The sequence below is a fragment of the Hymenobacter fodinae genome (assembly GCF_004745825.1).
Classification (GTDB): domain Bacteria; phylum Bacteroidota; class Bacteroidia; order Cytophagales; family Hymenobacteraceae; genus Hymenobacter; species Hymenobacter fodinae.
Genome location: NZ_SRLA01000002.1, coordinates 80,678 through 93,840 on the forward strand (window position 1 = coordinate 80,678; position 13,163 = coordinate 93,840).

The 13,163-nt window shown below is 55.8% G+C and carries 15 protein-coding genes; 2 read left to right on the forward strand and 13 right to left on the reverse strand.

The annotated features are described in order from the left end of the window. Positions 1-14: 14 nt before the first annotated feature. The 8 genes from EU556_RS07500 to pruA all read right to left on the reverse strand — a co-directional run bounded on the left by EU556_RS07500 (position 15) and on the right by pruA (position 7,892). Positions 15-1,016 (reverse strand): 2Fe-2S iron-sulfur cluster-binding protein, encoded by a 1,002-nt coding sequence (locus EU556_RS07500; protein ID WP_135432813.1) that lies wholly within the window; start codon positions 1,014-1,016, stop codon positions 15-17. A 43-nt stretch (positions 1,017-1,059) separates the two neighbouring features. Next, on the reverse strand, positions 1,060-2,400 hold the full coding sequence (gene nuoF, locus EU556_RS07505; protein ID WP_135432815.1) for an NADH-quinone oxidoreductase subunit NuoF: 1,341 nt from the start codon (positions 2,398-2,400) through the stop codon (positions 1,060-1,062). Between the two features lie 20 nt (positions 2,401-2,420). Then, positions 2,421-2,990 (reverse strand): NADH-quinone oxidoreductase subunit NuoE family protein, encoded by a 570-nt coding sequence (locus EU556_RS07510; RefSeq protein ID WP_135432817.1) that lies wholly within the window; start codon positions 2,988-2,990, stop codon positions 2,421-2,423. Positions 2,991-3,012: 22 nt separating this feature from the next. Next, the gene (locus tag EU556_RS07515) at positions 3,013-4,281 is read right to left on the reverse strand and encodes an NADH-quinone oxidoreductase subunit D (protein ID WP_135432819.1); all 1,269 of its coding nucleotides are present in this window, start codon (positions 4,279-4,281) and stop codon (positions 3,013-3,015) included. Between the two features lie 17 nt (positions 4,282-4,298). Then, positions 4,299-4,865: an NADH-quinone oxidoreductase subunit C gene (locus tag EU556_RS07520; RefSeq protein WP_135432821.1), complete on the reverse strand. Its 567-nt coding sequence runs from the start codon at positions 4,863-4,865 to the stop codon at positions 4,299-4,301. 87 nt (positions 4,866-4,952) lie between these two features. Then, on the reverse strand, positions 4,953-5,507 hold the full coding sequence (locus EU556_RS07525) for an NADH-quinone oxidoreductase subunit B (protein WP_135432823.1): 555 nt from the start codon (positions 5,505-5,507) through the stop codon (positions 4,953-4,955). Between the two features lie 74 nt (positions 5,508-5,581). Then, a complete protein-coding gene (locus tag EU556_RS07530; RefSeq protein ID WP_135432825.1) occupies positions 5,582-5,971 on the reverse strand; it encodes an NADH-quinone oxidoreductase subunit A in 390 nt (129 codons plus the stop codon). 250 nt (positions 5,972-6,221) lie between these two features. After that, positions 6,222-7,892 (reverse strand): L-glutamate gamma-semialdehyde dehydrogenase, encoded by a 1,671-nt coding sequence (gene pruA / locus EU556_RS07535; protein ID WP_135432827.1) that lies wholly within the window; start codon positions 7,890-7,892, stop codon positions 6,222-6,224. A gap of 148 nt (positions 7,893-8,040) precedes the next feature. Here pruA and EU556_RS07540 point away from each other — a divergent pair, with 148 nt between their 5' ends. After that, positions 8,041-9,054 carry a glycoside hydrolase family 43 protein gene (locus EU556_RS07540; protein ID WP_135432829.1) on the forward strand — a complete coding sequence of 338 codons (1,014 nt, stop codon included), beginning with the start codon at positions 8,041-8,043 and terminating at the stop codon, positions 9,052-9,054. 94 nt (positions 9,055-9,148) lie between these two features. Here the strand turns inward: EU556_RS07540 and EU556_RS07545 are convergent, their stop codons facing one another. Together EU556_RS07545 and EU556_RS07550 are read right to left on the reverse strand one after the other, a co-directional pair. Beyond that, the gene (locus tag EU556_RS07545) at positions 9,149-9,661 is read right to left on the reverse strand and encodes a CAP domain-containing protein (protein ID WP_135432831.1); all 513 of its coding nucleotides are present in this window, start codon (positions 9,659-9,661) and stop codon (positions 9,149-9,151) included. 445 nt (positions 9,662-10,106) lie between these two features. After that, a complete protein-coding gene (locus tag EU556_RS07550; RefSeq protein ID WP_135432833.1) occupies positions 10,107-10,655 on the reverse strand; it encodes a hypothetical protein in 549 nt (182 codons plus the stop codon). Between the two features lie 89 nt (positions 10,656-10,744). On the opposite strand from EU556_RS07550, the gene EU556_RS07555 reads away from it, so the two are divergent. Continuing rightward, positions 10,745-11,461, forward strand: coding sequence for an SIMPL domain-containing protein (locus EU556_RS07555; RefSeq protein WP_135432835.1), 717 nt, complete (start codon positions 10,745-10,747; stop codon positions 11,459-11,461). A 5-nt stretch (positions 11,462-11,466) separates the two neighbouring features. On the opposite strand, the gene EU556_RS07560 is transcribed toward EU556_RS07555, so the two are convergent. The 3 genes from EU556_RS07560 to EU556_RS07570 all read right to left on the reverse strand — a co-directional run bounded on the left by EU556_RS07560 (position 11,467) and on the right by EU556_RS07570 (position 13,059). Continuing rightward, entirely contained in the window at positions 11,467-12,171 is a 705-nt protein-coding gene (locus tag EU556_RS07560; protein WP_245327522.1) for a YjjG family noncanonical pyrimidine nucleotidase, read from the reverse strand. A gap of 122 nt (positions 12,172-12,293) precedes the next feature. Continuing rightward, entirely contained in the window at positions 12,294-12,620 is a 327-nt protein-coding gene (locus EU556_RS07565; protein WP_135432837.1) for a (2Fe-2S) ferredoxin domain-containing protein, read from the reverse strand. A gap of 40 nt (positions 12,621-12,660) precedes the next feature. Beyond that, a complete protein-coding gene (locus tag EU556_RS07570) occupies positions 12,661-13,059 on the reverse strand; it encodes an ArsR/SmtB family transcription factor (protein ID WP_135432839.1) in 399 nt (132 codons plus the stop codon). Positions 13,060-13,163: the final 104 nt, after the last annotated feature.

The following is a 13,163-nucleotide window of genomic DNA, read 5'->3' on the forward strand; positions in this document are numbered from 1 at the left end:
CAACGTTTGTTTAGTTAACCGAGCTTAAGCGGAGGATTCTTAGCCAGTTCGCGCTGCGTGCTTTCGGGCAGGTCAGCAACTACACTCTGGTTTAGCACGGGCAACTCGTAATGGTTAGCCGAGATTACCGAAGAGCGGTCAATGTGGGCTGGGCCTTCGATGGTCCAGTCCGCCGTTTCCTTCTTCTCAAAGCGGCACTCGTTGCAGATCCATTCTTTCACCTCGCCGTACTCGTCCTTGCGGGCGGTTACGCGCAGTACATCTTTGCCTTTATACCACAGTACCACGTTGCCGGAGCACTTGGGGCAGTCGCGGTGCGCATTCACTGGCTTGGTGAACCACACGCGCTGTTTGAAGCGGAACGTCTTGTCAGTAAGAGCACCTACCGGGCACACGTCAATTACGTTGCCGGAGAAATCGTTGTCGATAATGTTCTCGATATAGGTACCGATTTCAGCAGCATCGCCGCGGCCCAGTACACCGTGTACCCGGTCGCCTTTGGCAATCTGATCGGCGGTATACACGCAACGGTAGCACAGAATGCAGCGCGTCATGTGCAGCTGAATCAGCGGTCCGATATCAATCTTCTCGAAGGTGCGGCGCTCCTCCTGGTAGCGAGTCGTGGACACACCATGCTCAAAGGCAAAGTTCTGCAGGTCACACTCACCGGCTTGGTCGCACACGGGGCAATCCAGAGGGTGGTTGATGAGCAGCATTTCTACGATACCCTTGCGCACGTTTAGCACCTGCTCAGAAGTTGTATTCTCGACTACCATGCCGTCCTGTACAGGCGTCACGCACGATGCTACCAGCTTGGGCATCGGACGCGGGTCTTTGGCCGAGCCAGCAGCCACCCGCACAAGGCAGGCGCGGCATTTACCACCCGAGCCTTTCAGCGGCGTGTAGTAGCACATGGCCGGAGGAACGATGCTGCCCCCAATTTGGCGGGCTGCATTCAGGATAGTGGTTCCATCTGGAACTTCTACCTCAACGCCATCAAAGGTTATTTTAGCCATTATTCAGAGCTTCCGGATAGGAAGAGAAAGTCATTACTAGAAATTAAACCAGCACCGCTTTGCCAGGGAAAACAGCACCAGGCTGAGCGGCTTGCTTCGCGTGCGTCACGTGCCATTCAAACTCGTCGCGGAAGTGGCGCACGGCAGCGGCAACCGGCCAAGCAGCAGCCTCACCCAGTGGACAAATGGTGTTGCCTTCAATCTGCTTGGCTACGCTTACCAGCAAGTCAATGTCTTCCATGTGGCCATGGCCATGCTCAAGGCGGTGCAGCACCTTCTCCAGCCAGCCCGTTCCCTCACGGCAAGGCGAGCATTGCCCGCACGACTCGTGGTGATAGAAGCGCGAGAAGTTCCAGGTGTTGCGCACAATGCAGGTAGTCTCATCCATGGCAATAAAGCCACCCGAGCCCAACATAGTACCCGTCACGAAACCACCATCAGAAAGCGACTCATAAGTCATAAGGCGGTTTTCACCGGCAGCAGTCTTCAGAATCAACTCGGTTGGCAGAATCGGCACAGAGGACCCACCGGCTACTACAGCCTTCAGGTTCCGGCCTTTCCAGATACCACCGCAGTACTCATCAGAGTAAATGAACTCTTCAACGGGCAGGCCTAGCTCGATTTCGTAGATGCCGGGCTTGTTGAGGTGGCCGCAAGCGGAGAACAGCTTGGTGCCCGTGCTCCGACCTACCCCGATTTTAGCATACTCGTCGCCACCCTCGTTGATGATGGGAACTACCGCCGCAATAGACTCCACGTTATTAACTACCGTGGGGCGGGCATAGAGGCCCTGCACAGCTGGGAATGGGGGCTTGTTACGCGGGTTGCCACGCTTGCCTTCCAAAGACTCCAGCAAGGCAGTTTCTTCACCGCAGATGTAGGCGCCACCACCGGGGTGCACGTGCAAGTCGAGGTCGTAACCTGAGCCCAGAATGTTCTTGCCGAGGAAGCCATTGGCGTAGGCCTCTGCAATCGCCTTTTCCAGGATGCGCAGCACGTACAACAGCTCGCCGCGGATGTAGATGTACGAGGTGTTAGCGCCGAGCGCGTACGAGCTCGTAATCATACCCTCGATGAGCAAGTGAGGCAGCTTCGACATGAGCTGGCGGTCCTTGAAGGTACCGGGCTCCGATTCGTCGGCGTTGCAGACGAGGTAGCGCGGCACGCCTTCCGGCTTCGCCAAGAAGCTCCACTTCATACCGGTGGGGAAGCCAGCGCCGCCGCGGCCCCGCAGGCCCGACTTCTTCACTTCTTCCACCACCTCGTCGGGGGTCATGGTCTTGATGGCTTTCTCCACCGAGCGGTAACCGCCGTGTTTGCGGTAGACCTCAAAGGTATCGATGCCTTCAACGTTAATATGTTCGGTCAGCAGTTTGCGTCCCATAGGTTCAGAGCTGAAAGACGTTAGTTGTTGGCCAGTGCGTTTGGTAGGCCAGTTTCTTCCCACGGCAGGGCCGGGCGGTGCACTTGGTTGCGCAGCTCCGTGAGCATGGCATCTACCGCTTCCGGCGTATCCAACTGCTCATAGTACTTCTCGCGCACCTGCACGATAGGGGCGAAGCCGCAAGCCGCTAAGCACTCCACTTCCTTCAAAGTGAACAGGCCGTCTTCCGAAGCAGGGCCACCTACTTTGGCACCGGTAATGCGCTCCAAGTGAGCAGTCAGCTCATCGGAGCCGCGTAGCATGCAAGGACCCGTGCGGCAGATTTCCAACACGTGCTTGCCTACCGGCTTCAGGTTGAACATAGTGTAGAAGGAAGAAACCTCATACACCTCAATAGGCTTCAACCCGAGGGTTGCTGCTACCAGGTCCTGTACTTCGGGGCTTACCCAGCCACCAAACTCTGCCTGGGCAATGTGCAGCACCGGCAGTAAAGCTGATTTCCGACGCTCGTCGGGGTAGTGGGTGAGCAGACGCTTGATTTCAGCCTGCGCGGCTTCAGAAAATTGCGGCTTGACGGCAGTCGTCTCCATAAAAGTCAAATTCAGCAAAAAACTACGCGTCCAGCTCGCCGGCAATAACGTTCATCGACGACAGCGTTACGATGGCGTCGGAAAGCGTCTGACCGGTTACCATTTCGGTGTAAGCCTGGTAGTAGATGAAGCAAGGACGGCGGAAGTGCAGGCGGTATGGCGTGCGGCCTCCGTCAGAAATCAGGTAGAAGCCCAACTCGCCATTGCCACCTTCCACAGAGTGGTACACTTCCCCTACAGGAGCTTCAATCTCGCCCATCACGATTTTGAAGTGGTAGATGAGGGCCTCCATGTTTTTGTACACAGCCTGCTTGGGCGGCAGATAGTAATGCGGAGCATCGGCGTGGTACGGGCCTTCGGGCAGGTTTTCCAGCGCCTGGTTGATGATGCGCAGGCTCTGCCAAATCTCCTCGTTGCGCACCATAAAGCGGTCATATGTGTCGCCCTTGGTGCCCACCGGAATTTCAAATTCGAAGTCCTCGTAGCTAGAGTAGGGGTTCATCACCCGCACGTCATAATCAACGCCAGCAGCACGCAGGTTCGGGCCTGTGAAGCCGTAATTCAGCGCGCGCTCAGCCGAAATGCCACCTACATCGACCACGCGGTCCATGAAGATGCGGTTGCGGTTGAACATCTTCTCAAACTCCGCCATCACGGCCGGGAATTCCTTCAACCACTTGCGCAGCTTCTGGATAGCCACGTCAGTGAAGTCGCGCTCCATACCACCCACACGACCCATGTTGGTAGTGAGGCGGGCGCCGCTTACTTCCTCGTAGATTTCATACACCTTTTCACGCTCTTCCATGAGGTAGAGGAAGCCAGTGAAGGCGCCGGTATCTACCCCCAGAATGCCGTTGCAGATGAGGTGGTCGGTGATGCGAGCCAGCTCCATGAGAATCACGCGCATGTACTGCGCGCGCTTCGGAACCGTCACGCCGAGCAGCTTCTCTACCGTCATGTGCCAGCCCATGTTGTTGATGGGCGACGAACAGTAGTTCATCCGGTCGGTGAGGGGCGTAATTTGATAGAACGGCCGACGTTCGGCAATTTTTTCAAAGGCCCGGTGGATATAACCGATGGTGGGTACGCCCGACACAATCCGCTCACCATCCATTTGCAGGATGTTCTGGAAAATGCCGTGCGTGGCCGGGTGCGTCGGACCCAGATTAAGGGTCGTGAGCTCCTGGTTGAAATCGTTTACTGTAGGAGCCAGCGGGTTGAGCTTCGATTGCTGCGCCCGGGCTTCTTCGATGATTTTATGGGTGCCTTCCAGCGTGTCGTTTACTGCCATGATAAGGAATCAGGGGCCTAGCGGCCGAAGAAAAGGTCGGTTTTGTCTTCGCGGGTGCCGTCTTCCAGGGCGTACTCCCGACGCATGGGGTGGTAGTCCATGTCTTCCACATTCAGAATGCGGATGAGGTTGGGGTGCCCCGAGAAGATAATGCCGTAGAAGTCGAAAGCCTCGCGCTCCATCCAGTTGGCGGTGGAGTAGAGGTCGGTCATTGTGGGCACTACTGGGTCGGCAATCGGGAAGAAGATCTTGATGCGCAGCCGGATGTTATTGATCAGACTGTGCAGGTGATAGATCATGCCCAGCTCCTTACCCTCGTTCTCGGGGTAATGGATGCCGCACATGGTAGTCAGGAAATTCAGCTGAAGCTCCTGGTCCTGCTGTAGACCACTGATGATGTCGTGGATACGCTCTCGCGTCGTGGTGACGGTCAATAGGCCATAGGGCTCCTCCACATCGGTGAAGGTGTCAGCTCCGAACAGGCGGTTAAGCAGATCAAGCAACTGCGCATTCTTCTGCGCTGCTGGGTCGAGGGCTGCCGCAGTTTCCTGAGCCGCCGGGGATTCTTCGTTCTGTTCAGCCATTCTGGTGTGAAGAAGCTAGGAGATGAAGGCAGGAGCTAGAAGGTGCAAGAAAGGTTTCTAACCTTCTAGCTCCTGTCGATAGGCTCCTTACTTGATGTTATAAGATGCCAGCAGCGCCTGATACTCGGGCGAGTTGCGGCGACGGAGCGATTCGTTTTTAGCTAGGTCCTGTACGCGCATCAGGCCATCCAGTACCTGCTCGGGGCGGGGCGGGCAACCGGGCACATACACGTCAACCGGGATGATACGGTCGATGCCCTGCAGCACGGAATAGGTATCAAAAATACCACCCGAAGAAGCGCAGGCACCCATGGCCAGCACCCAGCGGGGCTCAGCCATCTGCTCATACACTTGCTTCACGATAGGAGCCATCTTCTTAGCAATAGTGCCCATCACCATCAGCAAGTCGGCCTGACGAGGCGAAAAGCTGGGACGCTCCGAGCCGAAGCGGGAGATATCGTAGTGCGAGCCCATGGTGGCCATGAACTCAATACCACAGCACGAGGTAGCGAAGGGCAGCGGCCAGAGCGAGTTTGCGCGGGCAATACCCACTACTTTCTCCAGCGAGGTGGCGAAGAAACCAGCGCCCTCTAGGCCATCTGGTGCATCCACCATTTTGATATCAGGAACTCTATTATCCATGAGAGAAGGTCAGTTTAGAAAGTGGAATACTCCACTTTTTCGAACACCAGCCAGAGGCTAAAAGTTTGCCTGTATTAGGCTTCATTCCAGCGCAGTACGCCTTTTTTGATGACATACGTGAAACCAGCCATTAGCAGGGCCAGGAACACAATCATCTCAATAAAGCCAGTCTGGCCTAGGGCGCGGAAGTTCACGGCCCAGGGGTACATGAAGATAACTTCCACGTCGAAGAGCACGAACAGGATAGCCGTGAGGAAGTACTTAACCGAAATCGGGGTGCGGGCATTGCCCACCGATTCGATACCGCACTCAAAGGCTTCGTCCTTCACCACGCTCTTGCGGCGCGGACCTACGAGGTGAGACACCACCATGGCAAAAGCCACGAAAGCAATGGCCAGTACAAACTGCACGATAATCGGCAGAAAATCAGAAGGCTGGTAATTAGTTGGAACTGCGAGAAGCATAGGCGTCGACAGATAAAGGCCGCTTAGCAACGGCATGGAAGGCAAAGGTAACGCGAAAAGCGCCGGGAACAAAGGTGAAACACGGCAGCAGTGGAAAGGCCTTAGCAGTCTGTCTGCATCTTGCAACGCAGAGCTAGAAGAACTAACCAGTTGGTAGTAGCACACATTGGTTGAGGATAGTAGTAACGGCAAAAACAAAAACGCCACTCCAGGAAACTGGAGTGGCGTTTTTGCTTAGCTAAAGAGAGGCCTAGAAGCCTCCTTGACCCGTAGCGTTCAGGTTCTCGCCGGTTTCTACGCCCAGGAAGGGGTAGCGGTAATCAACGGGCGGCACGAAGGTTTCCTTGATGGCGCGCGGCGACACCCAGCGGAGCAGGTTCAGCATGGAGCCAGCTTTGTCGTTGGTGCCGGAGGCGCGGGCCCCACCAAAGGGCTGCTGACCTACCACGGCGCCGGTGGGCTTATCGTTGATGTAGAAGTTGCCGGCCGCGTGCACCAGCTTCTTCGAAGCCAAGTCAATGGCGTAGCGGTCTTGGGAGAAGATGGCGCCGGTGAGAGCGTAGGGCGAGGTGCCATCTACTACGTCCAGAATCTTCTCGAATTCCTGTGAATCGTAGACGTAGATGGTAATAACGGGGCCGAACAGCTCGTCGCACATCGTCACGTACTTGGGGTCTTTGGTCACGATAACCGTAGGCTCAATGAAGTAGCCTTTTGACTTGTCGTGGCCGCCGCCCGCAATGATTTCTACCGATTCGTCCTGCTTGGCGGCATCAATGTAACGGGCCAACTTGTCGAAAGAAACCTCGCTGATAACGGCATTAACGAAGTTCGAGAAGTCTTCCACGTCCCCCATCTTGATGGATTTCAGATCGGCTTGCAGGTAGCCTTTTACTTCATCCCAAATGTTGCTAGGGATATAGGCGCGGCTGGCCGCCGAGCACTTCTGACCTTGGAACTCAAAGGCGCCGCGGGTAATGGCCGTAGCCACCTGACGAGGGTGCGCCGAGTGGTGGGCGAGGATAAAGTCCTTGCCGCCGGTTTCGCCCACAATGCGGGGGTAGCTGCGGTACTGGTGAATGTTCTGGCCGATGGTCTTCCAGATGTTCTGGAACACGCCGGTAGAGCCGGTGAAGTGGATACCCGCGAAGTCGGGGTGAGAGAAAATAATGTCGCCGGCAACGGGGCCGTCTACATAAATCAGGTTGATAACGCCATCAGGTACGCCAGCTTCCTGGAACAGCTCCATCAGCACTTGAGCCGAGTAGATCTGGGTGTAAGCAGGCTTCCACACCACCGTATTGCCCATCATGGCTACTGAGGTAGGCAGGTTACCGGCAATGGAGGTGAAGTTGAAGGGCGTGAGGGCAAACACAAAGCCTTCGAGGGGGCGCTGCTCCAGGCGGTTCCACATGCCGGGCATCGACTCGGGCTGCTGCCGGTAGATTTCCTGCATGAAGTAGGCATTGAAGCGGAAGAAGTCGATCAGCTCACAAGCCGCGTCAATTTCAGCCTGGAAAGCGTTTTTGCTTTGGCCGAGCATGGTGGCCGCGTTCATGCGGGCACGGTAGGGACCCGCCAGCAGCTCGGCGGCTTTCAGGAAAATAGAAGCGCGGTGCTCCCAGGGCAGCTCAGCCCACTGGGTGCGGGCGGCCAGCGCGGCCTCAATGGCCTGGTGTACGTGGGAGGCATCACCCTCGTGGAAGTGGCCTAGCGTGTGCTGGTGGTCGTGGGGAGGCGAGATGCGCTGAGTGCTGCCGGTTCGTACCTGCTGCCCACCAATGTACATGGGAATGTCTCGCTCTACTTGCTTGAGCTCTTTGAGGGTCTTGAGCAGTTCAATGCGCTCGGGAGAGCCCGGGGCGTAGCCTTTTACGGGCTCGTTGATGGGGGTAGGGACGTTGAAAAATCCGGTGGCCATAGGGAGGCAGAGATTAGGGTGCTAGTGAAATGGTGAACGGGGTGGTAGGGCAAAGGTAGCTAGGCCTAGCAAATGATAAGATAAAGCATCAAGTAGGCAGCCTGTCCGTAGATATAGTTTCATCTAATAGCCTACTTACCTATAGCCTATGTCTGCTTTAACCAGCGCAACTTATACCAATCCTATCTGGAACGACGACTTTCCGGACCCCACCATTATCCGAGCCGAAGATGGCTTCTACTACGCCTACGGCACCCAAACCAAGCGAGAAGGGGTCATTATCAACCTGCAGGTAGCGCGCTCTACCGACTTGGTGCATTGGGACTACCTGGGTGAAGGGCTGCCGGAAAAGCCCGTTTGGGCCAGCAAGACTCAGAAAATATGGGCTCCGCATGTGAGCGAGCACGCTGGCCACTACTACCTCTACTACTCGGCCAAGCACAACACCAAGCGGGGACTATGTCTGGCCGTAGCCGTAGCCGATTCTCCGGCCGGGCCATTTACTGATATCGGCACTCCGCTGCAGTGTGGCCCTGGCTTTCTCAACATTGACCCCATGGCTTTCGACGACCCAACTACTGGCAAGAAACTCCTGTACTGGGGATCGGGTTTTGGACCCCTGATGGTGCGGGAGCTAGCCGATGACCGGATATCGTTTGCTCCGAATAGCAAAACCCGCAAACTCATTTACCCCGCCGGGGCCGGCGACCCTAAGCGCTACGACCAGCTAGTAGAAGGCAGCTGGGTGATACTGCGCAACGGCTGGTACTACTTGTTCTACTCCGGCAATAACTGCTGCGGCGACGATGCCCACTACGGGGTGCTGGTGGCTCGGTCGCGCTCCGCAACGGGACCTTTTGAAACATTAGCGGAAGCTACCGACGACCCTTACCGAATGCTGCTAGAAGGCAATAAGCACTGGCGTGCTCCCGGTCATAATTGCGTCATCACCGATGCCGCCGACCATGATTGGCTGGCCTACCACGCCATCGACCCCCGCCAGCCCACCTTTGATGCCATCGATGCCGACCAGGGCTACTCGCGCCGCGTGATGTTGCTGGACCGCCTTGAGTACGTGGATGGGTGGCCTAGACTGGTGACTGGCGGCACACCGTCGTTTAGGAAACAGCCGGCGCCAGTGGTAGCTCTCAATAAGAGCTGAACTGGCTCTGCAAGATGTGGAATAGGCATAGTCCCAAATGAAACATAAGTTGGCTGGCACTACTTGAGGCTAAGTCTATTCCACGTTTACGGTGTCAAATACAGAACACGATGGAGTTCTGCAGCTCGTCGCCGTCGTAGAGCGTGGCAATACCTACTTTGGTAGGAGTAGGGTCAAGCAAGGCGGCGTTATGCTTGGGTGAGTGTTGGTAGGCTCGCAGAATTTGATCTTCAATACTGCGCAGGTCTTTGGCGCGCATGCCCCGGAACCGCACACAGTTCTCGAAGCCGTAGCTAATGTAGCCAGCTGTTTTCTCGAAGCGGTGGCCTACGGCCAGCAGTCGCGCCCGTGGCGTCGCGTATTGTGGGTGGTAATGCCCGTGGGTATGATTGGCCAAGTTGTAGGCCGCCTGCAGCCGGGCAGCTCGGCAGGCCGTTTCGCTTAGTACCAGAGGAGGCAGGCCAGCCTGGCGGCGGTAATTATTGATTTGCTGCAGCAGGGTAGGGGTGGTGCGTACATCGGTCCAGGCGACGCGAGAGGGCGCGGGGGCCGAGGCTTGCGAGAGGTTCGAGAAAAGGGAGAGAACGAGAAGTGGCAGGAACTTCATGAGAAGCCGAAGTGCACAATGGGGTAGCTAGGCCACCTTACTACGTCAAGTGCAGCAATGGAAGCCTGATGGCGAATTAGAGAAGCAGCTAATAAATCACGCAAAAAATGCGGCTAGCAGCAGACGAACCATGCAGCTGCTGCTTAGAGAGAAGAGGAGGCTTCCAGCGTCGGCGCGCAGAAAGCTAAGACAGCAGGCGAGGAATAAGCCCATTCGCTGCAGCTGAGTGGAAGAGAAATCAGATGCGTTTACGCATGCAAGAACTACAAAAAGGTAAGGGGTGACCTAGCGGTGTAGGCCAGGCGTGTTTTCTTACCACTACAACGCTCCTACTGGTTTAGCTAGTATAGGTTAATAAGGGAGACGGTTTTGCTTAGATTTTTTCGGTAGCTCAGCTTCTATATATCCTTGCTGAGCTTATGCAATGAGCCCTCTTGGCAACTGTCTACAGCTGAGCTAGCAACTGCTGCACCTGCTGTTCCAAATCTTTAAAGGAGCCTTTGTTGTGCATGATGGCAGTGAAATGGGAGTACTGGTCGAGGGCGGTTTCGCTGAGGTGCTCGTCGTCGCGGGTGCCGTCGCCGCGTTGGTGGAGCGGGTCGCCTTCCACCCGGAACATGAGGCCACCGCGGCTGCGGATAAGGTCAGCCTCGTTGGGGAAGCGCACGTCGGGGATAAGGGTAAACTGCTCAGGGGGGAGTTGCGAGAAAAAGGCTTGCACCCAGATATCGGGCTCCCAGTGGCGCAGGGCTAGGCCTACTTGCTGCAGCATTTCGCCGCGGGTCCGGCCGAATGCAGGTAGCACTTCTTTTTTGCCCTGCTGCGAAAAGTAAGGGGCGGTACCTTCTCCGGCCAGCGCGGCGCACACCGCCTTAATGGGCTCCCCGACCGAGCGGATGTGCCAGCGACGCTCGGGCTGTAGTTGCTGAATTAGGCGGGCAATGGTGTCTTTGCCGCTGCCACGGCGCCCCGAAAAGCCAATCAACTTTATCATGGCCGCAAAGGTAGCCAGGATGCGCCGGTTAGCACCCAAAGCGCTATACTTGCCTCCTATTCTTGGTTACGCAGTATTTCTATTTCTCTATGCCACGACTTATCCTGGCCTGTCTGCCCCTGCTGTTATTTGGCTGCACGCCTACCTCCTCAACCACTACGCCGCCCCGGCAAGTCACGGTGGTTGGTTACGGAAAGGTGTCGGCATATCCTGATCAAGCAGAAATTACTGTGGAAGTGTCATTTACCAAGCCTAAGCTGAAGGAAGCCGCGGCAGAGGTACAAACCGTTATTGCGCAGGTGAATGGTGTGATAAAGCCGTTCGTCAAAACGGAGCAAGATCTGCGTACTAGTACTGTATCAACCAACAAGGCTTACGACTATCGTAACAACAAAGAGATATTCACGGGCTTCCAGGCCACGCAGTCGCTGACGATAAGGCTGGCCGACCTGAAGCGTTTGGAACCCTTTATGGAGGCCTTGCTAGGAACCCGCATCAGCAGCATCCGGCATTTGAGTTATTCCCACACTCAAGCCGATAGCCTACACCGGGAGGCTACCCTAATTGCCATGCGTAACTCCCTGAAAGCGGCCGACAAGCTATGCGCTGGCCTAGGCCAGAAGCGAGGCGCCGTGCTGCAGGTGGAAGAGAAAGTAGGCGAGGAAGCTAGCAATGGTAGTTGGGGAACCAGCCAGCCCGTAGATATGGAGCTCTATGGTAAAGTTATAGGTGGCCGTAGCTTCCGACTGACTCCCGAGCTAATAGAATATGCCGGTGCCGTACAAACGGTGGTTGCTCTGGAGTAAGTGGCCTAGAGAATATCCTTTAGCTCACTGAGGCACGCAATTTCGTAGGTAGTTTGGGTGAAGTGGCGGCGCTTCTCGGGGTTGAAATACACTTGGTCGAGGCCAGCGTTGTAGGCACCCAGCACGTCGCACTCCAGGTTGTCGCCAATCATAAGGCTTTCCGGGGCGGTGGCGCCGGTGCGCTCCAGAGCGTGCTGGAAAATGCGGCTGTCGGGCTTGAGGTGGCCGCAGCACTCCGAGGTGATGATTTCCTGGAAGTAGTGCGTCAGGTTAGACGATTTCAGCTTCACGTGCTGAATATCCTTGAAGCCGTTCGTGATGAGGTGCAGCACGTAGCCCTTGTCGCGGAGGTAATTGAGCACCTCGTGGGTGTAGGGAAACACCGCCGACTTCAGGGGCAGAATATCGGTGAACTGCTCCGAGATATTCTCCGGCGAATCACTTTCCGACAGGCCTAGCTTCACGAACGTGCGCGGAAACCGGCTGGCCCGGAGCTGCTGCTGCGTGATTTTATTGTTTTGATACAGCCGCCACAAGCCGTGGTTGATATCGGAGTACACCTTGATGAACTCATCCACCGTGAACGTACCGTAGCGGGCCAGATCATACTGCTCGTACAAGTGGCGCAACGTTTCATCGGCGTTGGCTTCAAAGTCCCACAGGGTATGATCTAGGTCGAAAAAAAGGTGGCGGTATTTCAAGGTGAGCAAGGAGATGACAGGTGAATGGTAATGAGGCACTGGTGCTGGTTGAAGCGTACTATGCTATGGGCAACACCAGCAGGGTAACGACACAACTGGTAAAGGTTTACCAAAGCTAGAGCAACGTGTTGTCAATCTAGCAGCAGTCTTTTTACAACCCGGCCATCCCCTAAGTGTTCTCGCACAATGTCGGCGGCGTCTTTGGGCTTCACGTCGCCGTAGAAAACGTTATCGGGGTAGATGGCCACGGCGGCCCCGGGGCCTTTTTTACAATGCTTGCACAAATCGAGGCAGTTGCAGGTTTGTACCCGCACTTTGCTGGGGGCATTGCCCGTGAGCAGCTTTTTCAAGCCTTGTTTTTTGAGCTCAGTTTTAAACGCCTTTGCCACATCCTTGCCCACCTCGTCTTTCTGGGCAGTACAAACAAACAGGCGGGTAACGGCGGAAGCTGATTTCACGGGATAAAAACTAACGGAAAGAAAGGCAGACGGAACTGGCCTAGCGCTCAGCGGGCAGGCCCGTCCAGCGGCGGTTTTGCAGCTTATACGCGGCCAGCTCCCGATTAGACCAGAGCGTTTGGTAGATCTTCTGGTCGTGCACCAGTTGGGGGTCGCGCTCCATGTACCCAAGCAGTTGGTGAACGAAGTCTTGCGCTTCATCCTTAATGAAGTAGAACACCCAGTTATCGAGCCGCCGAAAATTCACTAAGCCCGCATTTTTCAGGTAAGATAATTGCCGGGATGTTTTCGTTTGGGTGAAGTCCAGCACTTGTTCCAGATCAGAAATGCACATTTCTTGGTTGCGCCAGAGCAGATGCAGGATGCGCACCCGGCTCTCGTCGCCGAATGCTTTGAATAGTTGCTGACCAAATGCAACGGTAAAGTGTTTCAGGCGCATCTTTAGCGGGGAAGGGCAGGAGGAAAGGCTGGCGGGAGCTGGCCCGAATTTACACCAAACCGACCAGCGGCCCCCAAAAGAGCCGTATACTTGTATTCTGTAAC